This is a genomic window from Pelagibacterium sediminicola (assembly GCF_003390885.1).
GTDB lineage: Bacteria > Pseudomonadota > Alphaproteobacteria > Rhizobiales > Devosiaceae > Pelagibacterium > Pelagibacterium sediminicola.
The window spans coordinates 151,788-170,991 of sequence record NZ_QMEL01000006.1 but is presented as its reverse complement, the minus strand read 5'-3'; the positions used below and the strand labels follow the sequence as shown (position 1 = coordinate 170,991).

Genomic DNA, 19,204 nt, shown 5'->3' with positions numbered 1-19,204 from the left:
AGGTGTTCGGGTATCCGCCAGCCTTTTTCTTCAAGTGAATTGCGGCGCGCGTCGGCATTTGGGTTTTCCAGATGCCAGCGCAGCGCCTCTGCTAGTTTTTTGCGATTTCCTCGGCCTTGGCAGCGCGGGTTTCATCGATCGCCAGAATGGCCGTGACGATGGCCATGCCGACCCTGCGGGCCTTGGGCTCGGTCATGAAGCCTTCGGCAGTCTTCTTGTTGAACGGCAGTTCTTTGCCGCCCGAGGCGAAACCGCGCCAGTCGAGCAGGCACTTTTCCAGCACGACCTCACGCAAGATGCGCTCCTGCGCTGCCTCGGAAAGCTGACCGTTGGCGAGCTTGTCGGTGCGCGGCGCTTCGCGGCGGAGCTTGTCATAGAGCGTTTTTGCATCGGTCGAGGACAGGCCCTTGGCGCGGATTTCAACGCCGGGGAAATCAGCGCCGAGCGCGATCCACTTGCCCTGCTCGATCACTTCCACATCGACGAAGGCAGATTCCACATCAAACATGCGTATTTCTCCGGGCTCATAGGCTCAATGGGCCGGAAGCGCGAGAGCCCCGCACGCCTCCGGCCCTGCCCTTGCGGGCATTTCGGGACGGGCTAGATGGTGATCGCCGGCGCGATAGGCTGAACCGGCATCGTGATAAGGCGACTGGCCGAAGCATCGCCGCCGGACTTAACGCCGAAAAGCGCAAAACCGGCGAACAGGTCGGTTTCGCCCACGGGGACAGCGGTCGCAGTATGCGTTCCCGAGCCAGCGCCGGACGTATCGATAGGGCTCCCGCCCGGCGTGGCAGCGACCTCGAACGTGTCGGTATCCGCGTTGACCACGTAATAGGTCGTGCCCGGCGTCAGCCCGGTCGGCAGACTACCGGACGTGGTGAACACGACAGGCGTGCCATTGGGCAGGCCGTGCGCAGTCCAAGACACAACAGCCGGTTCCGCATTGGAGATAGTGACGGTTGCCGTCTCCTCGCAATCCGCCCCCCAAACCGCTCGGAACGGATAGGGCTTACAGGCACGACGCGCGGCGGCAAACAGCATCTGTCCCGGATCGGAAAGGTTCGGCACAAACTGGTTTGACATGATCGGGAACGAAATCGTTCCCTTGGCGTAAACCGTCGTGTTGTTGTCGATCAGGGTCTGGGTGACCATGGCCTGTTCAGCGCCGAGGTCGCCAGACGTCTGCCAGCCCAGAATGCGGGTCCACGAGACACCAGAGAAGTCGGCGGCCTCGTATTCGGTTTGATAGGCGATGGGAGCGTTGCCGATATAAAGCGCGCTGCCCGCGATTTTCTGTAGCATTTCTGTCTCCTGGACATGAAAAAGCCCCGCTCGAACGAACGGGGCCGGTTGATCCGGTCAGCGCCGGGATGGGTTACGAGCGCTTGGCTCGCGGTTTCTTGACAGGCGGCATGGGCGGATCGCCAGCATCGATCTGGATTGCCTCGCCCTGCCCCGCCAATTCAGCGCTTTCGATGGAAGCCTTGGGCGTGAGCCCGACCATTTCAGCCGCGCCCTTCATCACATGGCCAGCGGCAGCGGCAATGCGGCCCTCGAGAACCGCGTTGATGACCTTCTCGCGCCGTTCCGCGCACTCTTTGCAGGCCATAGTGTGCCTCCTATCGATTTGTTTCGACCTCAATGGTGACCGGCACCTGGATGTGCGTATCGACAAATACAGGCCCCACGGACGGTGCCTTGAGTACCCGTGCCTTCACACCCATGAAGGTCATGGCGAGATCGGTCGCAAAGTGCGCCGCGACCTGCCCCGCGACCTCGCGCGCAACGCCGCTGCCCTGCGCTACAGTGGCGAAAACGTCGATTTGCAGGATGCCGGGCCGACGATGCGGATCGCTCGATCCGATGAACATGCGCTGGGTCTGGTTCGGTATCCACGTGGCGCGGAGGTATCTTTCCGTTGCCTGCGGCTCATAGGCCGGACCGTCCGACCATTTGATCGGATAGGTCGAGGCCATGGGCAGGGTGGAAACGCGGGCCTTGATCGCCTGATAAATCTTGGTTTCGATGGACGGAGCAGTCATTGCTTGTTCAACTCCCGCGCGACCGCCTCGACAATCGGCTTAAATCGTTGAACCGTGATGCGAACCATGCCCTCGGGGGCTTGGCCCGAATGGCCATACTCGAGCGGCAGTGCGTAAGGCAGGTTGTTGACGAGGTAGATCGTATCGCCAGCCTTGAGGTTCAGCACCTCGGCCTGCACCTTGCCAATCGTGACGGTCCCGGTTTTGTCCTCGACCTCGAGCGTACCGGTTGGGACGTCACCAATTGCCACCTGCCAATTGCCTCGAAATCTGCCGGTATCGACCGGCGATTTCAGAATGACCTCGCTGAAAACGTCTAGCGCAATCTTGCGGATTGCCGTTTCGATCTTTGCCTCGGTCTTGCGAGCAAAAGCGGCTATCTGATCGGAAAAGCTGCTCATTAGCGCCTCGCGACCGCGTCATAGAGCACCGTGACGCCAGCCGGTGCCAGCGTATCGAGCTTGGCAATGGTCCACGCCTCGCCGCCGGAATAGACCTCGCCCGAGAACGATCCGCCGAACATCAAGATGTCACCAACCGCTGGCGTGATGGACAGGCCAACCGGCGAAATCAGCGCCTGCCGGTCTCCGGTCAAAATCATGGTGCCGTCAATGCGGCGCTCGTCCATTGGCAGGATTGCGACCCTGATCGGGTGATAGACGGTGATTTCCTCGCCTTCCTCCCAATCGTTTTCGGGCGGTATGATTGTTGTGCGAGGAATGGCACCGACCTGGCCGAATTCCTCGATAAGCTCGTCAGCGTCCTGCTGGCTTTCGATGTAATCGAACTTTTCGATCATCGGTCAGACTCTGGTAAGCGCTACGCTGCCGCCAAAAGCCTGCCGAAGCAGCCCGGCCAGCAATTGCTCGATAATGGCGATCTGAGGCCGGACAGACGACGATCCCGTCGCCTCGGCGTATTCCAGCTCCTTTTCGAGCGGGCCGACCTTCTTACGCTCGCGCGACACGACGCGGGATGCAACGAAATCAGGCGACAGAGAACCGGGCGAGACAAGCTCGCGGCGCGCGGTCTCGATGATCGCGTATTTCACAGGCTCGGGCGCCTGATCGTTCTCCCACTCCGTCGCCCAGCGGTCATTGTAGAGCCCGGCGAGGTAAGTCTGTCCGCGCATGATCGCGGCGGCCTTCACGGTTTCGTCGCCGGTCCAGTCGGTCCAGCCTCGGGCCGTGGCGTAGGCATCGGCATCGCCGGACGTTACGGCGGGTTCGGTAAAGCTCAGCATCGATCAATCCGCCCAATCGTTCGAGTAGGTGCCGCACCGTCTGCACAGCGCGCCAGCCGGGGTCAGCCAGAACAGTGTCTCACCGCAATTGCAGCGCCATGTCGCGTGCGGAGGCGTCACTGCGTGCTTGGCCGCACCCCAGAACCGGTGGCAGTTCGGGCATTCGAGGTGAGCTTCCTGCCCCACCGGAGCCGCGCCGGCCCACTCGTGACCGCAAGCGCCGCAAAGGCACTCGCCGGACCAATACGGGCCGTCACCGCCGTCATCTGAGGTGCGGCGGGGCAAGGAGACCACGTTGTCGGTCATGCGGCGCGCTCAGCGACTTCCGCCTCGATGATAGCCTTGGCCTTCGCCGCTTCGGTCTGGCCTTCGGCGGGCACAAGCGAGCCCTCACCGCCGACAATGGCAAGCGCAAGCTCGACCATTTCGTCGTCGGTCATGGCTTCCCATGCTTCGGGAATTTCGACGGGTTCGCCGCGGGGGTTGTCGAGATTCCCGCCGTCAGCCGCAGCCTTTGCCAGATGCGCCTCAATGGCGGCGATGGCTTCGGCCTTGTTCTTGAACGGACCTTCCGCGACGGACGAGGCAACAGCACGAATGCCGATCTGGTCGCCTTTCGGAATCCACGGCAGATCGCGCCAGTTGTCGGGGATCGAAACGGATGTGGAAGCACCCTGGTTAACTGGATTCTCGGGTGCGGGTGCTTCCGCACCCTGCCCGACGCGCTCGGCAGCGAACCGCCGGGCGCGATTGAATGCGGCGAGACCCATTATTCCGCTCCCTTGAGCGCGGCAAGCAGCCCGTTGAACGCTGTCGCAACGTCCTCAGCGGTTGCCTCTGCCGGGTTGGCAATCGGGTTGATCGCATCGAGCGCAGACACGTCGATCTTGTCGACTATCTGGCCTTCCAGCGTGCCAACGTCGCTCTGAAGCTGGTTGTAATCGTTCTGGTCGGGCACGTTGACGTCAAGCCAATCGTAAAGCGCCCGGAGAGACCGGGGCAAACCGGTACGGGGAGCGGCCATTTCGGCCTCCTATGATCTGAAAGGGGAGGAAGGGGCGACCGAAGCCGCCCCTCGTGGATCAGGCCGCCGCGATGCGGTGCACGAACTGGACCATGCGCACGTTCTTATTTTCATAGACGCGCTGCCAGTTGGCCGAGTTCGCCGCCTCCGCGTTCGTCGGAGCCGCACCAGCCACCGAAGCCCCGAGCCACTTCACACCGCGGGGATGCAGCACGAAGTGACGGCGGTTGATGAGGATATCATCACCCTGGAGGCTGTCGCGGTCGGTCTCGGTCGGGACGGGAGCATTGCCCTCGCCCAGCCCGAACGCCCCCTGCCCGAACAGGTAGGAGGTATAGACCCCGTTCGACACCGGCATCCCGTCATCGACAATGACACGCTTGCCGAGATAGGTCGGGATCGTGGGGCGACCCTCGCTATCGGGCAGGAAGTCGATCAGGTTGTTCTTCACCAGAAGCGCAACCGTGGCCGAGTGCATCGCAAAGCCGGTCAGGCCGCCAGCGGCGTCACCGAGCTTATAGATCGCGTCAACCGTCGATTCCGCGCTGATGACCGCCGCCGCGCCGCTTCCGCCACTGATGTCGTGCTTATTGCCCGCCATGGAGGCAGCACCAAACACGCCGGTGAGCGAAGAAATGAGAAGCGCCTGCCAGCGGCGCGCCCAATAGGCGGCGACCAGATCACCGACTGCGGCCATGGGGTCATCGCCCGACAGCGCCTTGGCGAGGTCGTTGGCGCCCCACGCCTTACCGCGGACATGCAGCACAGCAACGTCCTGCGCGGCGGTGATGGCGTTGACCGAGAGCGGCGAGGTATCGGACAGAACCTCATCGTCACCGCTCAGGTCCTGCCAGAAGGGCATGGCGATGGTCGTGCCGCCCTTCTCACCCAGGATATTGAGCCCCGGCACGCTCTGGATGATGCCGGACTGGTAGAAAGCCGAAAGCGCCGCGGTGCGCTCGATCACATACGGATTGAACACCTCGGGCACGATGACGTTGGAAATACGAGTAGCAGCCATGATAATTCTCCTTGAACTGGCTGGTTTCGCTTTGAAATCAGCCGGTCATCGACACGGCTGCAGGAATTGAGGGCATCGCCCTCGGTGGGTGGCGCTAAGCGCCGATGCGCTGACTGATCTGGCTGTCGCTCAGACCGGCGGCGCGCATGAACTGGCGGGCCTTGTCGGGATCGGCGCGGACCAATTCGCCCTGACGGGTCAGGTTGTGGCTGTCGGAAGCCCACGGGTTCTTTTCGCCGGTGCCGCCTTTGCCTTTGCTGCCCGGCGCGTCCATCGGAGGCGCCTTGGCAACGTAGTCCTTGCCATCATCGGTCCCGGCCCAATCGGAGACAAAGCGCGAGAGCGAGGTCGGCCCCATGTCGGTTTCAACCACGGCGCGGAATTCGCCGTCGGCTTCCTCGATTTTGATGTTGCCGATGTCCTTGAGGTAGGAGATTAGCTTCGGCTTGTGCTTGGCATCGATGCTCGCTTCATCGAGAGCCTTGGAGAGCCCTTCATCGATCGCGGCGCGGCGCAACGAGCCTTCAAGGGCCGAAATGCGCTCGTCCTTCTTTGCGAGGTCGGCTTGATGCTTGCGCTCGAGTTGCTCGCGGACGCGCGTTACCTGCTCGTCGGTCTTGGGCGGCTCCTTGCCCTCGGCCTGCTGTTTCAGCGCCTCATAAGCCTCGGCATCGAACTCGTCGGGCAGGCCGTCCAGGCGGGCCCTGAGGCTTTCGACCTCGGCCTTGTATTGATCGCGCTTGCGGACGTTCTCCCGGTTGGCGGTCACGAGGCCGCGCACTTTGGGATGGTCGTCAATGCCTTCGAGATCGAGGACGAACTTATCGCCTTCCTCGACGTAAAAGGCGCGGTGTTCTTCGGGCAGATCGTCGATGCTGTCCAGAATGGTCTTTAGGCCCATCGGGCTTTCTCCTTGGGTTGCGCCCGGCTCGCGGGCATGAAAAAGCCCGCCACGGGATGCGTGGCGGGCGGACATCTATTTGCGTCAGTGATGCTGTCTCGACATTACATCAGTTCAATGAGCTAATGGATCGTTAACCTGAAAAGGAGGAAGAACATGGCGAAGACAACAGCTTGGCACTCTACTCGCCCGGATGCCAATAAAGTGCATCATGACGAAACAACATGCACCGAAGGTAATAATATCGAATCTCGATACCGCGCATCAGGCACCGGCGGGTATCCAAAATGCTCTCGATGTCGCGAAATTAGCGGCTAAATCTCATACAGGGGCTGGCGAAACGCTAGCCCCTAGCCAATGAGCACCGTGATCTTGCCGCGGCTAAAGCAGTACGCACAGCACCATTGCTTGGTGCCGCCGACCTTGCTGCCAGATGGTGAGCGTCGAGGCGCAACTGTCACTTCCATGACCATACTGGTCTCTACGCCCACGTCCTTGAGACATTGCCAGCACGTCACCTGTTCCGCCTGATCGAGCGCGGTCCTGCGCCCTGCCCTTGGCTTCCCTGCCGGGCGGTCGCCGTCAACGGTCGATAGGTGCGAGCGGTCGCGGAAATCGGTTTTCACGACCCCACTATGCCGCAAGTCCGGCGCGTGCGAAAGCCTCAGCCTCCATTGCCCTTAATTGCTCAAGCGTGAGTTGATCGCCCGCCCGATTGGTAAACCGCTCAATCGGCAGTTTACCGCGGCGGAACAATGCACCCCGCGTTGGCCCCAAAGCCTCGTCCTGTACACTGGCAGGCTGTTTGCGCAGCCATTCTCCATACGTCATCGAGGCTGGGACCTGCCCGTTCATACTCGCCCGCGTCGATGGTTCGAGTTCGTCGATATCAAAGCCAAGCTCGCGCCAGCTCTTGGTGCGCGGAATCCTGATGCACCGACATCCGATGTGAAAGGGCTCTTTCGGCCCCTCACCTACCGGGAAGCGCTTTCCATCGAGCGCCTGGCACTGTGGGCAAGTCCGCGTGTCGAGTGTGGCGACGATCATTTCCTCGGCTATGAGAGCAGAATTGGCCTCGTAAAGCTCAGTCCGCGCCACTGCCGTTGTGTGCGAAACCGCCGTCCTCACCATCGCCTCGGCACCGCGGCGCGAAATCGCCATGACGCCATCGGCGTAGTTCTGTGCGCGCGTGCCCCTGATGCGACGAACGATCTGGTCAACCGTGTCACCCTGCACCACACCTAACCTCACGGCGTCCCGCACGCGACGGGCAGCATTGGCATCGAGATCGGTCAGCCACTCCTTGAGCAAACGCCCCTGAAACGGGCGGGCTTGCACCGCGGCGTAGAGCAGTTCCGTGCTCGGCGTTACCACGTCGAACGCAACGGGCATCGCGCCGGTCAAAAGCCTGCGCTGAAACTCTGCCTCGTAAGCTGCAAGGTTGCGCAGCTCGTCCCGCAGTTCGCGCCCAACAATCACATGCGCGTCGTGATTGATCCGCCGGATCGCATCAAGCAGCCTTTCAAGCCGCCTGGAGGTGAACGATCCCTCCAGAACGTCGCCTCTGGCCAAAAGCCTCGCGACAATCTCGGCGTCGGCGCGGTCGAGGATCGGCAGGAGCTTGCGCAGAATGCCGGTCCCAAGACGATGCACGCCGACCATGTGCCTGACCTCGAGGTCGGCAACCATGTCGTTGACGGACACCATCGGTTATTCCGTCACAACCGGGAGGCCGGGCTCGTCCTCGGCAATTTCCTCCTGCTCCTGCTCGAAGGGCTTCCCTTCCTGCACCACACCGCCCCGCTGGAGGTTCCAGTGCAGGGTGCGCTTGCTAAATGCAGCGCTCTGCCACGCTGCAACAAGCGCTGTAACATCCTGCGCCGAAAGCTCGTTCTCGAAGAAATCCAAATTCGGCGCGACCTTCACCTTATCAGGGTTCGCCCCGATCCAGATGGCCGCGTTCTTCAATGCCCGCTCAAGACCAGCCGCCGAGGTCATCGCAATGCCCTTCAACGTGCTGTGCTGGCTGTCGAGCCTCACCCGTTTGGCCTCGCCCGATTCCGCGGCGTTCGACCGATTGGTGAGGATTTGAGCACCGAACATCACCGCGTCGGCTTTCGCGTCCTCGATGGCCTTTTGTTGGGCCGAAAGCCCGGCGCCGGTAAACTCAAGCATCCCGGCCTGTGCGCCATCGGGCAGCACCCACAACCGCGCCGCGCCGATGGTAGAAGGCGGCTGGCGCGTGGCGTCCTGTTCATCGAAATGGCCCGATACCCAAGGCGTCGGCTCACTCGTCATGTAGAGGCCGGACTGGTAGTTCGCGTCCATGCGATAGATGCGCAGCGAAATCTTGGCCAGACCGAACAGCGGCACGTCATCGGGCGAAGGCGTCAGATCGGACGTGTTCACAAAGACAAAGGGTAGAAAATCAAGAGGTTTTTGCTTGCGGTCCCGCGCCTCGACCGGGTCCTCGGGCTGAAGACCTGTACCCGTATCGCTCCACACGCGCGCCGCGTACCGTCCATCCCCAACGAAGCATTCCCGATACTGCTTTACTTCATCCCAGGCGCCGGTCTCCCGATTGCGAACCTGCCCGCTCTCGTCCAGCACCACATAATCAGCGACCTGATCCGTCTCGTCCCAGTTGATGATCGATTCCGCAATGTAACCGGCGAGATACGGCGAGCCATCCTGCGCAATGCCCGGCAGGATGCCGTAACGCCCGGTCAGCATCAGCTCGGTAGCGATCCTGCGATGGAGCGCCTCGAGCGTCAGGCCGTCGCGCGTTGCCCGCTCCCGCAGTGGCTCAAGGTCTTTCGGCAGTTCGATATTGGCCGACTTATCGAGGATCGTCCCGACCGCGCCGCGCGTCGTAAGCGCCACGAGATCAGGAAATTCAGCATATTCCTTGTAAAAGTCATAGGCCCGCGCCTTGACGGCAGGGTCGTCAATCGCCGCGGTGCCCGGCTTCATCGGCAGATAGGTGACGCCCTTGGCCTTGATGTCATCCTCGCCATCGAACGAATCCCGCAGGAGCGTCCACGCGGGCAGGAAGGCGTCATAGAGAGGGTGATGGGCCTCGATATCAAATCCGCTCATACAAAGCCCCTGAGTTCTCTTTGGCCCGAAATACCCGGCTTCCTAATCGGGAAGCGATAGGCAATGAAGTAGCCACCGGCATCGTTGATATGATCGAGGCCAGCCGACTTATCCGGCTCGCCGTTCTTGTCGTAGGACTGCTTTTCGAGCGCTTCCACGAACATCGGGCAGCGATCGAGGTTTACGCCCAGGCCGTCGCGGGCCAGTAACTGGTTCACCGCAAGCACCCTGTCTTTCACCGCCGGGTTCACCGGGTTCACGCAAACCTGAAACCGAGCCTGCTTGAGCAATGCGATATCACTCTCGCTGGCGCTGTTTGACTTCCGGTTCTTTCCCGAAGCGTCGGGGTAGACCATAATCGAATGGCCCTCATGCCGCGCCTTGAGCAAGGCGATCATCGCCGGGGTGTCGAGGACATCGGTATATTCCTGCACGGCGTGCGGTTTGCCGCCTCTCAGTACAAAGACTACCGCGGCCATTCTCTGGACGTTGAAGTCCATGCCAATGTGGAGCGTATCGCCGGCCTGTATTGCCTCGGTGCTGGCGTGTTTCCCCCGATCAAACTCGGGATAGACTGACCCACTGGTCAGATTGACGAATTCGCCGTCGAGATAGGCCGCCAGCAAATTCGCCGGGTAGCTGTCCCGCAATGACTGGATATAGCCGTCCGGCAGGTTCTTGGCGTTGCTCTCGGTCGTCGCCTTGATGATCCGATAGCCCGGCGCCGGGTTCTTCTGCCAGCGCTCATAGACGAAGCGAAACCCTTCCGGCGTTGTGGCGACCGCGACCGTGTTCAGCGAGCCATCCGGCTTCTTCTGCCGATTACGGCTGATGATCTTGTTCCAGACCTCACGCGCCTTCTCTGTTGGCAGAGTGTCCAACTCGTCTACGAGACTATCGGCCACCTCATAACCAATGATGCGCTCGGGTGTATCCATCGTCCGGAAGATCACCCTGCCCCAGCCTCCACCCGGGCCTATTACAACATCCGCATCTGTCTTGTTGATTTTGTGCTGGATGCCCAGCCCGTCGAGTAGTTCGGCAAACCGGGGAAATCCGATATTCCGCACCAGATCATAGGTCGGCAGGTAATAGGCGACGTTCTGAGCCGGATACTGGAGTTTGCGTGCAATGGCTCGATAAACCGCCGCGTGTGTCTTGCCGGCCCCGAACCCCGCCACCATTGCCGGAAACTGATCGGCGGCGGCTGCGAATTCGTGCTGAGGTCCTGATAGGCTAACCTTCATCCTTGACGAACTGGATCACCGGCGGGGCAAGCGGCGCTCCATCCTTTCCGGTCAGTTCGTGACGATCCACCATGAAGCCGAGCATCTTGGCCAGATCGACCAGCGCGCCCTTCTTGTCATGGAGCTTGAACTTCACCCGGCGAACATCGCGGGCGTTCTCGCCGCGCCCGTCCTTGAAGTCCTCAACCGTCACCTCGCCAAGAGCCGCGGCCTGATCGCGGGTCAGTTCGGAAAAGTCGAGGTAAGGATCGCCATCCGGCCCGGCGCGCATGTAATCCTGCATGTTCGAGAAACCGATCTTTGCCAGTTCCTCGACAATGCGTTCCTTGGTGACTTCGAGCTTTTGAGCAGCCTTCGCCTGCCCCGTTTCGACGGCAGCGCGGACCTTAACATTTCTCAACAGGCGCGATGCCTGTTGCTCTGCGGTCTTTGCACTGTACCCGGCGCGGATCGCTGCCTGGGTGGCGTTGAGGTCGATGAGATATTCGTCGACAAACCGCTGTTGCTTGGGCGTAAGGGTCATGCGAAAAGTATCCGCCAAACAAAATGGAGGGGGCAATGTCCGACGAGATCAAACTAGGCGATGTGGTTCAATTGAAGTCCGGCGGTCCGAAAATGACCGTCGCTAACATCGACAGATATGGATACGATTCCACCGAAAGTGCGCGGTGCGACTGGTTCGTTGCGAATAAGGAACCATGGAAGAAAGAGGACGGAATTTTCCCACTTCACTCCCTGAAGAAGGTAGAATAGGCGACTATGAAGGATACCGGCGGTCAGTTTGAAGATCGATCGCCGGTACCCTTGCCGCCACACACCGTACGGCCATCCGCGTTACGGTTTCATTGCCCCGCCGCCCCGGCTCGTCATGGAAGGCGCTATGAACAGGCTACTTCCGCATCACCTGGAAAGGACGGGCGGCGATGAAGGGGTTAGGCGAACAGAATGGCGAGCCAAACCGCCTTGCAGATGATGTGGAGCACCTGATCGAGCGCGAACGAAGTCCAGCCGCGCACCTTCAATTCATCGATGATCGTATGCGCGACCCACTCCGCCAGCCCAAGCCAGACGCTTCCTGTGACCAGCGCGACCCCGCCTCCATGGATGCCAGCGTGGGCAACGAGGTGATAGACGCGCAGCGGGCCCTTCTGTTTAGCTTGCGCAAGGAAGTCGCCTTGCAACGGATAGTCTGCCACCCAATGCACCGCGAGCAGCATCAGAGTGAGTGTCAATGCTGCCTCCATCACCTTCTCCTGCGATTGGTTGTGAGGCATTGAGACGGACGCGGCTCAAGGGTTCACGCAATCGAACGATATGCGCCCGTCTCAAGAAAAAGCCCGCTGGCGTAACCGGCGGGCCAAAAAGACTAGTCGATAGGTCTGCGGATTAGCGCTTACGCAACTCAGCCAATTTGTCCGCCTGCGAAGCAGGAGCGGCCAAACGGAGCGCTTTCAGACGCGCGGTGTTTTCTCTTGTCCGCTGAAGCTCGGCATCAACTTCGCTCATTGCGGCCTCTTCCCGGCGGGTGATAGCGGCAAAGCGAGTTTCGGCAACTGCACGTAAAGTGCTAGTCATATGCATCCTTGGGTGGCGGTAGGGCCGCGCCGAAACGCGACCCGCCTAATCAGCTTGCGAGCTGAAGGTTGATCGCCGACTCGCGACCATCGCGGCCAGTCTCGACGTCATACGAAACCTTGTCGTTCTCGTAGAGACCGTTCATGCCCGAGTTCTGCACTGCCGAGACGTGGACAAAATGGTCTTTGCCGCCGTTGTCAGGCGTAATGAAGCCAAAGCCTTTAGACGCGTTGAAGAATTTTACGGTGCCATTAATCATAGGATAGTCCTTTGAATTGCTCGAACGATAAACGCGAGCAGTTATCCGCTCTGCAACAGCGCAGGTCGGAACGTTCGCAATTATCGAGGGGTAACTAAGCAATCCGGACTGGCCGGTGATCAGAAAGCCAAAGACGGCTGAAAACGTGGATCCACCCTACGCCTTCTTTCCTTCAATGGCAATCAGGAAACAAGAAAGCCCCGCGCTTGGCAGGGCTTTGATCTGGACGCAATGCGTCACCTTCATTTGCTATGCTCGGTGATTTGCTCGAATCTGTCAAGCCGCGCGCCTGCCGGTGATGCGATAGTGGCGGGCAAGAGCGTTGAGCGCTTCCCGCAAGTCACCGACAAGGTGATGCAGTTCCTGTTCCCGCTCCACCAGAAGGTTCATGGCGGCATAGAGGTTGCTGCGAAGCCCGATAGCGTCCTGCGCTTCTCTCAGTGCCTTCTTGCTGGCCTCGAAGCGTTCTACTGCCTTCTGGGTGCGGGCAACGTCCTCGCCATGGGTGCGGCCAGGCGCGCGGGTCAAATCGATCGCCTGATCGCCCGGCGGGCAATCGATGGCAAACTGATAGGCGTGGCGCTCTTCCATCCATTGCTCGGCAGCGGCCAGTTGCGCCTTGCTGATTTCGCCACCGAGGCAAAGACGCCCGACAAATGAGCCCGCGCGCTGGTCCATGGCCTTCTTGGGATCGATGCCGTGCTTGGTGACACGCGCTTCGAGATTGTTCATCAGGGTTTCCTTTTCCGCCGCTTCGTATTTTTTGCCCTCAAGGGCCCGCATAATGGCCTTCTGCTCTTGCTCGCGCGACAGGATGCCGGTCTTGGTGCGCTTGCCCTGCTTACGGTTATGTGCCGGCCTTCCGCGTCTTGCCATGTCTATTCGCCCTTGTTGGGAGGTTGGGGGAGGCCAGGGTCGGCACGAAGCTTTCTCAGCACCGAATAGGCGCGGAACAGGTCGTCGTCGTCGAATACCGAGTAATTGATTGTGACGTCGCCATTGTCATTGAACACGGCGGACGAGAACGGTTGCAGCGCCCGTTCCATGTCATCTATGGTCTTGTTCATCCGCTCTATGAGGTCGGCGGCTTGATCCATCAGCGCCGTGTCCTCGCCCCACCTGATCTTTTCGCCCATGTTGATCATGTTCGAGACGTGGCGCAGCCGCTGCACCAGTTCCTTGCTCACCCTGCTTTCCCTTCCTGCTTTATTGCCTTGCACACCGGCTTGCGCTCTTGAACGTCCCAGCCGCACCACCACCGGCCCGCATATCGCTTGTCACCAGATGAAAGCGCCCGGCGCAGATCAACGTCCTCACCGAAGTCAGCGCGTGCACCGCACCCTTCGCAGGTGGTGACGATGACACGATGGCCGGGGCTGCTTTCGACGGACTGGACGGGCATGTCATGCGAACTTCTTTTCCTGTTCGGCTCGATACTCTTGGATTTTCGCCAGCATCCTTTCCATATGGTCGATGACTTCCCGCAGTTCGTCGTCAAAAATCTCGGTGGAATGGTCCCGGCTATCGACCGCGTGCGCCAACTTCTCTTTGAGCCCGGCGATCACATCATCGGTAAAGCGCTCGCACCTCATCAGCGCCACTCCGGCGCGAACGGGATATTATCGTCCATGCCGCCGTCGCCCCCGCCAGGCGCCGGTTGTGGGCGCGATTGCTGGCGCTGATTGTCCTGTCGGGGCGGCATAAGCAGGAACGATAGTTCTGGCTGCCCGTCGCGCCCCAAGCGTGGGGCAGGCGTTGCTTCAAGCCGGATTTGCCAGCCGCCGCTTCTCGTGGCGAAAGCAACGCCGATCTTTGTGAAGGCGGTTTTCTTCTCGCCATTCACCTCGTATTCCCGCGCCATCACGGCGTCCATGCGGTCAGTCATGCTGACATCCTTTCGTGTTGGGAAAATTCAAGATATCGGCGCGACCCAAGAGGATCGTGCGATGAGCGGTAGCGGTAGCTTTCTTGATCGAACCAAAGGCCGACCTTGCCCTCGAAGTCGCCGTTTCGCTGCTTGGCAACGTTCATGATGACGCCGGGGCGCTCGTCGTAGATGCGGCGCTTTTCCGCATCGCTTTCGGCCTTCTGCACCGCGTCCTCGATGCTTCTGTCGCGGTAGACGGTGACGATATTGAAGGCGTTGGCGCCGATTTCCATTGCGCCTTTGATGTCCTCGGTTTCCGGGGCGGCGGTTGTCTTGTCGCCCTTGCGCGCATGGGCCACCAGATGCATGTGGACATTGTTCTTGATCGTCCAGTCCACCAGCTTGAACACAGCCTTTTCCTGCCCGTTGTAATCGTCGGAGGCGATGCCCAGCCGCATCAGGCTATCGATGACGAACTGGTCGCAGCCGTATTTGGCGCGGGCATAGTCGAACACCTCAAGAAGCGGCTCGACACCGGCCTTCCCCACGCGCTCGTAAAGCAAAATCCCATGATCGAGATATTCGAGGGTAGAGCGGATATAGGGTTCCGAGGGTCGATCTATGCCACCGGCCTGCTTCACCATACGCTTGAGAGTCTGACTGGCCTTCATCTCAAGGCTCGAAACGCAGATGCGGCTGCCCTGGCGAACCCAGTCAACCGAACAGTCCGAAAGAATCTGGCTCTTGCCCGCCCCGCTAGCGCCGCTCCAAAGTGTTACCTCTCCGGGGCGGAATGTCAGTTTGTCGCCCAGCTTGCGGTATGGCGTCGTGTATCCAACATGCGCACCCGGCTCGGGCCAGAACAGGTTTACCACCTCGTCGTGGTAATCCATCGCCCGGCGCAGCCCTTCGGGGTCAAGGGATTTGGCGTTGCGCAGGCAATCCATCATCTGGATCGCGCTAATGCCTTCCATCAAACACTCGTTGGCGTCCTTGTGAGGAAGCTCAACGCGAAGGCAGCGGTGCCGTCCAAGGCGGGCAATGATTTCCTGCGCGGCTTCCTCGCCCGGACCATCCATGTCCATCGAGACGTAGATGCGCTCGAACCGATCAAGACGGTCGTATTCGTTCTCGATCCACTTCTGTTTGGCACCCTTCCCCCCGCCATAGGGCACCGAAAGCGCCGGGACGCCGTAAGCGTACCAGCTCATTGCGTCGATCTCACCCTCGGTGAGAACGACCATCCGGCTTTCGTCAGGGATTGCCTGCCATCCAAACAGGACTGGCTCACAATTGGCGGCTGTCGGGCGCGGCGCTGCGCCGTCCTCGGCCTTCCGGGCCTTGGCCATCGCCAGTTCACCATCGGGCAGGATGAACGGGAAAATGATCGTGTCGCCGTCCTCGCCTACCCGGTAGGTATCCAGCACGGCATCAGGCAAATTCCGGTCCTCGGTGAGATAGTCGCGGACGCGGCCCTTGGGCTTGCCACAAACCGGCCTCGGCGGGCGCGTGTAGCTTGGCCGTGGGTCGCGGGCAGGCTGGGGTCGCTGGACACCGAGATAGGCCCGGATTTGCTCAAGGGCATCGGGCAGCGATACGCTTTTGGCAGCGCACCAAAGATCGATCAGGTCGCCGCGCTCGCCGGTGGCAAAGTCCGCCCAGATACCGGCCTTTTCGCCCGACAGGTGGACGCCAAGGCTTTCGCCCTTCTCGCCCGCCACAGAACCGGCACGCCACTCGTTGCCCAGCTTTGCCCCGCCCGGCAAAAGGTGTTCGGCGACCGCCTGGGCTTTGGCCGCCAGCATCCGCTTGAGTTCGGTTATCTCGGCCATCAGATGTCCACCCCGGCCCAAGTGGGGCTGTTCCGCCAATCGTCATCAGGGACGGGTTTGGCAGGATGGTGCGCTGGCTGATCGCCCCACCGATCCTGATTGAGCCACGTCGAGGGGTTGCACCACGGCCTGTCGTCGGTTTTCCCGGCATAGGCCCGCAACCCGGCCATGATGATCTCGAAGTCCGCTCGCTTCCTCGCCCTTCGCCACGCCTTCATGGCATCGCGTTTCCCCACCTTGTGCGGATAGGCCAGCCAGAACTCCTCGAACTTCCGATCAGCGGGGGAAGGACCGCGCGCATCGCGCGTTTCTTCTTCCCCTTCCTCTTCCATCTTCCCTCCTCCATCCTCCATCTGCGGCGCGATTTCGGAAGCGTTGGGGAAATGTTTCGGAATAGGTTCGGAAGGCACTACCTCTAAGCCCACGTAGATTCGGATTTCGTCGGGCATGGGGTGTATGTCGTTGGGGGATTTGGGGCGCTGGAACTTCCTGAAATTCCGAATGGCCCCGTACCTACGCCCGCCAACTTCGTAAGCGCAGATAGCGCCAATGCCCTCTAATTCGGAAAGAAGGTCATCAACCGACACGTTGTCGGCAGGAAATATCCGCATCTTGATGGTGAGCGGCTTCCACTCGAACGCCCCCTTGTCATCAGCCTCGACGCCCAGTCCGATGAACAAAAGGCGGGCCATGCCGGAGACTTGCACAAGGTCTTCATCGGTGAAGAAACCCGGATGGATTGATCGAATCCTGCTCATACTTCCTCTCCGTTTGCGCGCTTAATCTTTCTCCAGCAAATGCCGCAGAAGTAGGTGAAGCAGGGGTTTGGGCTGTGCTTCTTGTCTGCGGCGATCTCCATCGCTTCCAAGACGTCATAGAAGCTCAGGCGCTCAAGAAACATTCGGATACTGGATAGGCGCGAGCGAAGGATGCTGTCCTCGTTGAACCGCTCCATGAATATGTCGGCCACGGCCCAAAGCTCTTCGTCTTTGCGAGCCCGGCGCTGTTCCAGAACCTCGTAGTATGCTCGTATCTGGGCCTCACGCTCTTGCACGAGAGCCGCTTTCTCCTCAAGGGACTGCGGGACGGTCGTAAGAGGCTCCGCCCCCTTCCCTCGGTTGCAGGCGAAACAGGCGGTTACAAGATTATCTATGTCATTGGTTCCCCCCGCCGCGACTGGATGAACGTGGTCTACTTCGAGCAATACGCTCTCGCTTGGCGTGGCGCCGCAATAGACACACTGAAACTGGTCGCGCTTGAACACATCAAAGCGCAATTTCTTCCCGACAGTCTGCCTCATAGCTTCACCTCACCTTTCACAAGCGCCAACAGCTCGTCGTACGCCCGGACGGCGGCGCGGAAATTCTCAATGGTTGGATAGCCGGTCGCCACGGCATAGGCTTCTCGCGCATCCTCGAAGGCCGCTTCCTCGGCACTAGCTTTTGCGGCGCCACACAAGCGCGTAGCGTCGGGCAACTGGTCGAGCATTTCCATTGGCTGAACCTTCATCTAAGCGCCCCCTGCAATGCTTCGCCCAGGCTCTTGAACGTGCCCGCACCTTTGAGGGCCTTGGGGTTCTGTTGAAAAACGATGGCGGCGTGATCCGCACACCAGCTCTTGCCGGGCACGGTATCCTCGTTGCACCAGCTATGTGGATGCTGTCCGATAGCGTATTTGCATCCTGTCGCATCGATGATGCTGGCAACAGGGTTGGAACCAGGAAGCGGATCGCTGTAATTGTCTCGCGGTATGTGACGCGGTTCGACAGGCGGCGCGGTGAATTTGACTACGGGGGCGCGTCCGGGCTTATTGCGCTTGCGCACCGGCACGTTGGATCGCGGGGCGAGCTTGGGTGACAGGCGATCTGCGCGGCGCTCAATGGATTTGCGGACAGGCGTCCGGCGACCGCTCAAGCCGATACGATGCACCTTGCCAAGAACAGCGTTGCGGGTGCAACCCAGCCTTTGCCCGATCTCGGTTGCGGACAATCCCTCAAGCCATAGCTCGCGAAGGGTTGAAACGCGGTCCTTGGTCCATGAGTGTTTTTCCACCCGTGTCCTCATCGCCCTGCCCTTTCCTTGCTCTTGCCGATTGGCGTCCCAAGGCGCGCCAGCTTCTTGTCGCGAGTGCGCCTGCCGGGCTTCACGGCCTTTGCCCTTTCGTTTGCGGGGCGGCCGTTGGATTTGATGCGGATGGGCTTCATGCGGCGGCCCTCGAGGAAAGGTTCGCGAAACATTCCTGGGCTACTCTCACCTCAGAATTTGGGGGAGAGACATGAGTTGGGGCTTTGAAAAGGGGCGCGTCTACAACCGTCGCCAGGACATTCATGAAAGATTTGGCGGCGAGGGCAGCCGGCAAAGCGGCATCATCACTTTCGCCAGCCATCCACTTGTGATCGCCGTTTCCGGAGAAACGGGCAGCACGCACGGCTACGCTGATCGATGGAGACCGGACGGCGCGTTTGAGTATTTTGGTGCCGGCCAGATTGGTGACATGGAGATGAAGCGCGGCAATGCCGCGATAGCAAATCACTCCGCAGACGGGAAAAGCCTTCTGCTGTTCATCGACCTCGGCAAAGGCAAAGGACTTCGCTTCCACGGGGAAATGGTCTGCGAAGCTTATCACATCGAACGCGCGCCCGATCGGAACGGAGACGAACGAAATGCCATCGTTTTTGAGTTGCGCGACCTGGATTCGGTAGTTGAAGAGGTTGAGAACACAACTCCCGTTGCTGCTTCTCTCAACGTTTTGCGAGCACGTGCGCTCGCCGATGCCAAACTCGTCACCACTGTCCAAGGCGCGATCGTTAGAAATGTGTACGAGCGCAGCCGCGGCGTTCGCGACTATGTCTTGGCGCGCGCGGCCGGGCATTGCGAAGGATGCGGTACACCGGCTCCGTTCAAACGCAAGGATGGCTCCCCTTACTTGGAGCCCCATCATCTTCACCGCGTAAGCGACGGCGGCCCCGATCACCCGGCTCATGTGATCAGTCTTTGCCCGAACTGCCATCGACGCGTCCACGCGGGGCACGACGGAGCCGCATACAATAACGACCTGATCCGAAAGATGGCCGAAATCGACGTCGCTTAGC

Annotated in this window: 29 protein-coding genes; 2 read left to right on the top strand and 27 right to left on the bottom strand. The window is 60.4% G+C overall.

All coding sequences use genetic code 11. The features are described 5' to 3' along the window. Positions 1-91 precede the first annotated feature (91 nt). The 15 genes from DQG18_RS11595 to DQG18_RS11520 form a co-directional block, all read right to left on the bottom strand. Complete coding sequence (locus DQG18_RS11595; RefSeq protein WP_116654426.1) at positions 92-508, bottom strand: hypothetical protein; 417 nt, start codon at positions 506-508, stop codon at positions 92-94. Positions 509-600: 92 nt separating this feature from the next. Beyond that, a complete protein-coding gene (locus DQG18_RS11590; protein WP_116654425.1) occupies positions 601-1,305 on the bottom strand; it encodes a hypothetical protein in 705 nt (234 codons plus the stop codon). Positions 1,306-1,378: 73 nt separating this feature from the next. Then, positions 1,379-1,612 carry a hypothetical protein gene (locus DQG18_RS11585; protein ID WP_116654424.1) on the bottom strand — a complete coding sequence of 78 codons (234 nt, stop codon included), beginning with the start codon at positions 1,610-1,612 and terminating at the stop codon, positions 1,379-1,381. A 10-nt stretch (positions 1,613-1,622) separates the two neighbouring features. Next, positions 1,623-2,045: a phage tail terminator-like protein gene (locus DQG18_RS11580; RefSeq protein WP_116654423.1), complete on the bottom strand. Its 423-nt coding sequence runs from the start codon at positions 2,043-2,045 to the stop codon at positions 1,623-1,625. Beyond that, positions 2,042-2,446: an HK97 gp10 family phage protein gene (locus tag DQG18_RS11575; protein ID WP_116654422.1), complete on the bottom strand. Its 405-nt coding sequence runs from the start codon at positions 2,444-2,446 to the stop codon at positions 2,042-2,044. The genes DQG18_RS11580 and DQG18_RS11575 overlap by 4 nt, the downstream gene beginning before the upstream one ends. Next, complete coding sequence (locus tag DQG18_RS11570) at positions 2,446-2,844, bottom strand: hypothetical protein (protein WP_116654421.1); 399 nt, start codon at positions 2,842-2,844, stop codon at positions 2,446-2,448. Before DQG18_RS11570 ends, DQG18_RS11575 begins: the two co-directional genes overlap by 1 nt. 3 nt (positions 2,845-2,847) lie before the next feature. Further along, entirely contained in the window at positions 2,848-3,288 is a 441-nt protein-coding gene (locus DQG18_RS11565) for a DnaT-like ssDNA-binding protein (protein WP_116654420.1), read from the bottom strand. Between the two features lie 302 nt (positions 3,289-3,590). After that, the gene (locus DQG18_RS11555; RefSeq protein ID WP_116654418.1) at positions 3,591-4,058 is read right to left on the bottom strand and encodes a hypothetical protein; all 468 of its coding nucleotides are present in this window, start codon (positions 4,056-4,058) and stop codon (positions 3,591-3,593) included. Beyond that, entirely contained in the window at positions 4,058-4,312 is a 255-nt protein-coding gene (locus DQG18_RS11550; protein ID WP_116654417.1) for a hypothetical protein, read from the bottom strand. The genes DQG18_RS11555 and DQG18_RS11550 overlap by 1 nt, the downstream gene beginning before the upstream one ends. A 58-nt stretch (positions 4,313-4,370) precedes the next feature. Then, complete coding sequence (locus DQG18_RS11545; protein ID WP_116654416.1) at positions 4,371-5,333, bottom strand: major capsid protein; 963 nt, start codon at positions 5,331-5,333, stop codon at positions 4,371-4,373. A 94-nt stretch (positions 5,334-5,427) separates the two neighbouring features. Next, positions 5,428-6,234, bottom strand: coding sequence for a hypothetical protein (locus tag DQG18_RS11540; RefSeq protein ID WP_116654415.1), 807 nt, complete (start codon positions 6,232-6,234; stop codon positions 5,428-5,430). A gap of 633 nt (positions 6,235-6,867) precedes the next feature. After that, positions 6,868-7,941: a phage minor head protein gene (locus tag DQG18_RS11535; RefSeq protein WP_116654414.1), complete on the bottom strand. Its 1,074-nt coding sequence runs from the start codon at positions 7,939-7,941 to the stop codon at positions 6,868-6,870. A 3-nt stretch (positions 7,942-7,944) separates the two neighbouring features. Then, entirely contained in the window at positions 7,945-9,333 is a 1,389-nt protein-coding gene (locus DQG18_RS11530) for a DUF4055 domain-containing protein (RefSeq protein ID WP_116654413.1), read from the bottom strand. Further along, positions 9,330-10,580 (bottom strand): phage terminase large subunit, encoded by a 1,251-nt coding sequence (locus tag DQG18_RS11525; protein ID WP_116654412.1) that lies wholly within the window; start codon positions 10,578-10,580, stop codon positions 9,330-9,332. The genes DQG18_RS11530 and DQG18_RS11525 overlap by 4 nt, the downstream gene beginning before the upstream one ends. Further along, positions 10,570-11,103: a terminase small subunit gene (locus DQG18_RS11520; protein WP_116654411.1), complete on the bottom strand. Its 534-nt coding sequence runs from the start codon at positions 11,101-11,103 to the stop codon at positions 10,570-10,572. The genes DQG18_RS11525 and DQG18_RS11520 overlap by 11 nt, the downstream gene beginning before the upstream one ends. Before the next feature lie 35 nt (positions 11,104-11,138). Here DQG18_RS11520 and DQG18_RS11515 point away from each other — a divergent pair, with 35 nt between their 5' ends. Further along, positions 11,139-11,333: a YodC family protein gene (locus DQG18_RS11515; protein WP_116654463.1), complete on the top strand. Its 195-nt coding sequence runs from the start codon at positions 11,139-11,141 to the stop codon at positions 11,331-11,333. A gap of 179 nt (positions 11,334-11,512) precedes the next feature. Here DQG18_RS11515 and DQG18_RS11510 read toward each other — a convergent pair whose 3' ends face one another. The 12 genes from DQG18_RS11510 to DQG18_RS11460 all read right to left on the bottom strand — a co-directional run bounded on the left by DQG18_RS11510 (position 11,513) and on the right by DQG18_RS11460 (position 18,176). Further along, complete coding sequence (locus tag DQG18_RS11510) at positions 11,513-11,812, bottom strand: DUF3307 domain-containing protein (RefSeq protein WP_245958447.1); 300 nt, start codon at positions 11,810-11,812, stop codon at positions 11,513-11,515. Positions 11,813-12,204: 392 nt separating this feature from the next. Then, positions 12,205-12,414, bottom strand: coding sequence for a cold-shock protein (locus tag DQG18_RS11505; protein WP_116654410.1), 210 nt, complete (start codon positions 12,412-12,414; stop codon positions 12,205-12,207). 276 nt (positions 12,415-12,690) lie between these two features. Then, entirely contained in the window at positions 12,691-13,290 is a 600-nt protein-coding gene (locus DQG18_RS11500; RefSeq protein WP_116654409.1) for a hypothetical protein, read from the bottom strand. 2 nt (positions 13,291-13,292) lie between these two features. Next, complete coding sequence (locus tag DQG18_RS11495) at positions 13,293-13,601, bottom strand: hypothetical protein (RefSeq protein ID WP_157970132.1); 309 nt, start codon at positions 13,599-13,601, stop codon at positions 13,293-13,295. Next, positions 13,598-13,816, bottom strand: coding sequence for a hypothetical protein (locus DQG18_RS16155; RefSeq protein WP_157970131.1), 219 nt, complete (start codon positions 13,814-13,816; stop codon positions 13,598-13,600). The genes DQG18_RS11495 and DQG18_RS16155 overlap by 4 nt, the downstream gene beginning before the upstream one ends. Before the next feature lies 1 nt (position 13,817). After that, on the bottom strand, positions 13,818-14,006 hold the full coding sequence (locus DQG18_RS11490; protein ID WP_116654407.1) for a hypothetical protein: 189 nt from the start codon (positions 14,004-14,006) through the stop codon (positions 13,818-13,820). Further along, the gene (locus DQG18_RS11485; RefSeq protein ID WP_116654406.1) at positions 14,006-14,299 is read right to left on the bottom strand and encodes a hypothetical protein; all 294 of its coding nucleotides are present in this window, start codon (positions 14,297-14,299) and stop codon (positions 14,006-14,008) included. The genes DQG18_RS11490 and DQG18_RS11485 overlap by 1 nt, the downstream gene beginning before the upstream one ends. Further along, positions 14,296-16,113, bottom strand: coding sequence for a toprim domain-containing protein (locus tag DQG18_RS11480; protein WP_116654405.1), 1,818 nt, complete (start codon positions 16,111-16,113; stop codon positions 14,296-14,298). The genes DQG18_RS11485 and DQG18_RS11480 overlap by 4 nt, the downstream gene beginning before the upstream one ends. After that, positions 16,113-16,871, bottom strand: a complete 759-nt coding sequence (locus DQG18_RS11475) for a hypothetical protein (RefSeq protein WP_116654404.1) — start codon at positions 16,869-16,871, stop codon at positions 16,113-16,115. The genes DQG18_RS11480 and DQG18_RS11475 overlap by 1 nt, the downstream gene beginning before the upstream one ends. Next, complete coding sequence (locus DQG18_RS11470; protein WP_116654403.1) at positions 16,868-17,413, bottom strand: HNH endonuclease; 546 nt, start codon at positions 17,411-17,413, stop codon at positions 16,868-16,870. Before DQG18_RS11470 ends, DQG18_RS11475 begins: the two co-directional genes overlap by 4 nt. After that, on the bottom strand, positions 17,410-17,622 hold the full coding sequence (locus DQG18_RS11465) for a hypothetical protein (protein WP_116654402.1): 213 nt from the start codon (positions 17,620-17,622) through the stop codon (positions 17,410-17,412). The genes DQG18_RS11470 and DQG18_RS11465 overlap by 4 nt, the downstream gene beginning before the upstream one ends. Continuing rightward, positions 17,619-18,176, bottom strand: coding sequence for a GcrA family cell cycle regulator (locus DQG18_RS11460; RefSeq protein WP_116654401.1), 558 nt, complete (start codon positions 18,174-18,176; stop codon positions 17,619-17,621). Before DQG18_RS11460 ends, DQG18_RS11465 begins: the two co-directional genes overlap by 4 nt. 211 nt (positions 18,177-18,387) lie before the next feature. Between DQG18_RS11460 and DQG18_RS11455 the strand changes: the two genes are divergently transcribed. Beyond that, positions 18,388-19,203 carry an HNH endonuclease gene (locus tag DQG18_RS11455; RefSeq protein WP_116654400.1) on the top strand — a complete coding sequence of 272 codons (816 nt, stop codon included), beginning with the start codon at positions 18,388-18,390 and terminating at the stop codon, positions 19,201-19,203. Position 19,204: the final 1 nt, after the last annotated feature.

Excerpts from the sequence above, each read along its gene's own strand:
- DQG18_RS11595 (WP_116654426.1), bottom strand. The coding sequence starts at position 508 with ATGTTTGATGTGGAATCTGCCTTCGTCGATGTGGAAGTGATCGAGCAG.
- DQG18_RS11590 (WP_116654425.1), bottom strand. The coding sequence starts at position 1,305 with ATGCTACAGAAAATCGCGGGCAGCGCGCTTTATATCGGCAACGCTCCC.
- DQG18_RS11585 (WP_116654424.1), bottom strand. The coding sequence starts at position 1,612 with ATGGCCTGCAAAGAGTGCGCGGAACGGCGCGAGAAGGTCATCAACGCG.
- DQG18_RS11580 (WP_116654423.1), bottom strand. The coding sequence starts at position 2,045 with ATGACTGCTCCGTCCATCGAAACCAAGATTTATCAGGCGATCAAGGCC.
- DQG18_RS11575 (WP_116654422.1), bottom strand. The coding sequence starts at position 2,446 with ATGAGCAGCTTTTCCGATCAGATAGCCGCTTTTGCTCGCAAGACCGAG.
- DQG18_RS11570 (WP_116654421.1), bottom strand. The coding sequence starts at position 2,844 with ATGATCGAAAAGTTCGATTACATCGAAAGCCAGCAGGACGCTGACGAG.
- DQG18_RS11565 (WP_116654420.1), bottom strand. The coding sequence starts at position 3,288 with ATGCTGAGCTTTACCGAACCCGCCGTAACGTCCGGCGATGCCGATGCC.
- DQG18_RS11555 (WP_116654418.1), bottom strand. The coding sequence starts at position 4,058 with ATGGGTCTCGCCGCATTCAATCGCGCCCGGCGGTTCGCTGCCGAGCGC.
- DQG18_RS11550 (WP_116654417.1), bottom strand. The coding sequence starts at position 4,312 with ATGGCCGCTCCCCGTACCGGTTTGCCCCGGTCTCTCCGGGCGCTTTAC.
- DQG18_RS11545 (WP_116654416.1), bottom strand. The coding sequence starts at position 5,333 with ATGGCTGCTACTCGTATTTCCAACGTCATCGTGCCCGAGGTGTTCAAT.
- DQG18_RS11540 (WP_116654415.1), bottom strand. The coding sequence starts at position 6,234 with ATGGGCCTAAAGACCATTCTGGACAGCATCGACGATCTGCCCGAAGAA.
- DQG18_RS11535 (WP_116654414.1), bottom strand. The coding sequence starts at position 7,941 with ATGGTGTCCGTCAACGACATGGTTGCCGACCTCGAGGTCAGGCACATG.
- DQG18_RS11530 (WP_116654413.1), bottom strand. The coding sequence starts at position 9,333 with ATGAGCGGATTTGATATCGAGGCCCATCACCCTCTCTATGACGCCTTC.
- DQG18_RS11525 (WP_116654412.1), bottom strand. The coding sequence starts at position 10,580 with ATGAAGGTTAGCCTATCAGGACCTCAGCACGAATTCGCAGCCGCCGCC.
- DQG18_RS11520 (WP_116654411.1), bottom strand. The coding sequence starts at position 11,103 with ATGACCCTTACGCCCAAGCAACAGCGGTTTGTCGACGAATATCTCATC.
- DQG18_RS11515 (WP_116654463.1), top strand. The coding sequence starts at position 11,139 with ATGTCCGACGAGATCAAACTAGGCGATGTGGTTCAATTGAAGTCCGGC.
- DQG18_RS11505 (WP_116654410.1), bottom strand. The coding sequence starts at position 12,414 with ATGATTAATGGCACCGTAAAATTCTTCAACGCGTCTAAAGGCTTTGGC.
- DQG18_RS11500 (WP_116654409.1), bottom strand. The coding sequence starts at position 13,290 with ATGGCAAGACGCGGAAGGCCGGCACATAACCGTAAGCAGGGCAAGCGC.
- DQG18_RS16155 (WP_157970131.1), bottom strand. The coding sequence starts at position 13,816 with ATGCCCGTCCAGTCCGTCGAAAGCAGCCCCGGCCATCGTGTCATCGTC.
- DQG18_RS11490 (WP_116654407.1), bottom strand. The coding sequence starts at position 14,006 with ATGAGGTGCGAGCGCTTTACCGATGATGTGATCGCCGGGCTCAAAGAG.
- DQG18_RS11485 (WP_116654406.1), bottom strand. The coding sequence starts at position 14,299 with ATGACTGACCGCATGGACGCCGTGATGGCGCGGGAATACGAGGTGAAT.
- DQG18_RS11480 (WP_116654405.1), bottom strand. The coding sequence starts at position 16,113 with ATGGCCGAGATAACCGAACTCAAGCGGATGCTGGCGGCCAAAGCCCAG.
- DQG18_RS11475 (WP_116654404.1), bottom strand. The coding sequence starts at position 16,871 with ATGAGCAGGATTCGATCAATCCATCCGGGTTTCTTCACCGATGAAGAC.
- DQG18_RS11470 (WP_116654403.1), bottom strand. The coding sequence starts at position 17,413 with ATGAGGCAGACTGTCGGGAAGAAATTGCGCTTTGATGTGTTCAAGCGC.
- DQG18_RS11465 (WP_116654402.1), bottom strand. The coding sequence starts at position 17,622 with ATGAAGGTTCAGCCAATGGAAATGCTCGACCAGTTGCCCGACGCTACG.
- DQG18_RS11460 (WP_116654401.1), bottom strand. The coding sequence starts at position 18,176 with ATGAGGACACGGGTGGAAAAACACTCATGGACCAAGGACCGCGTTTCA.
- DQG18_RS11455 (WP_116654400.1), top strand. The coding sequence starts at position 18,388 with ATGAGTTGGGGCTTTGAAAAGGGGCGCGTCTACAACCGTCGCCAGGAC.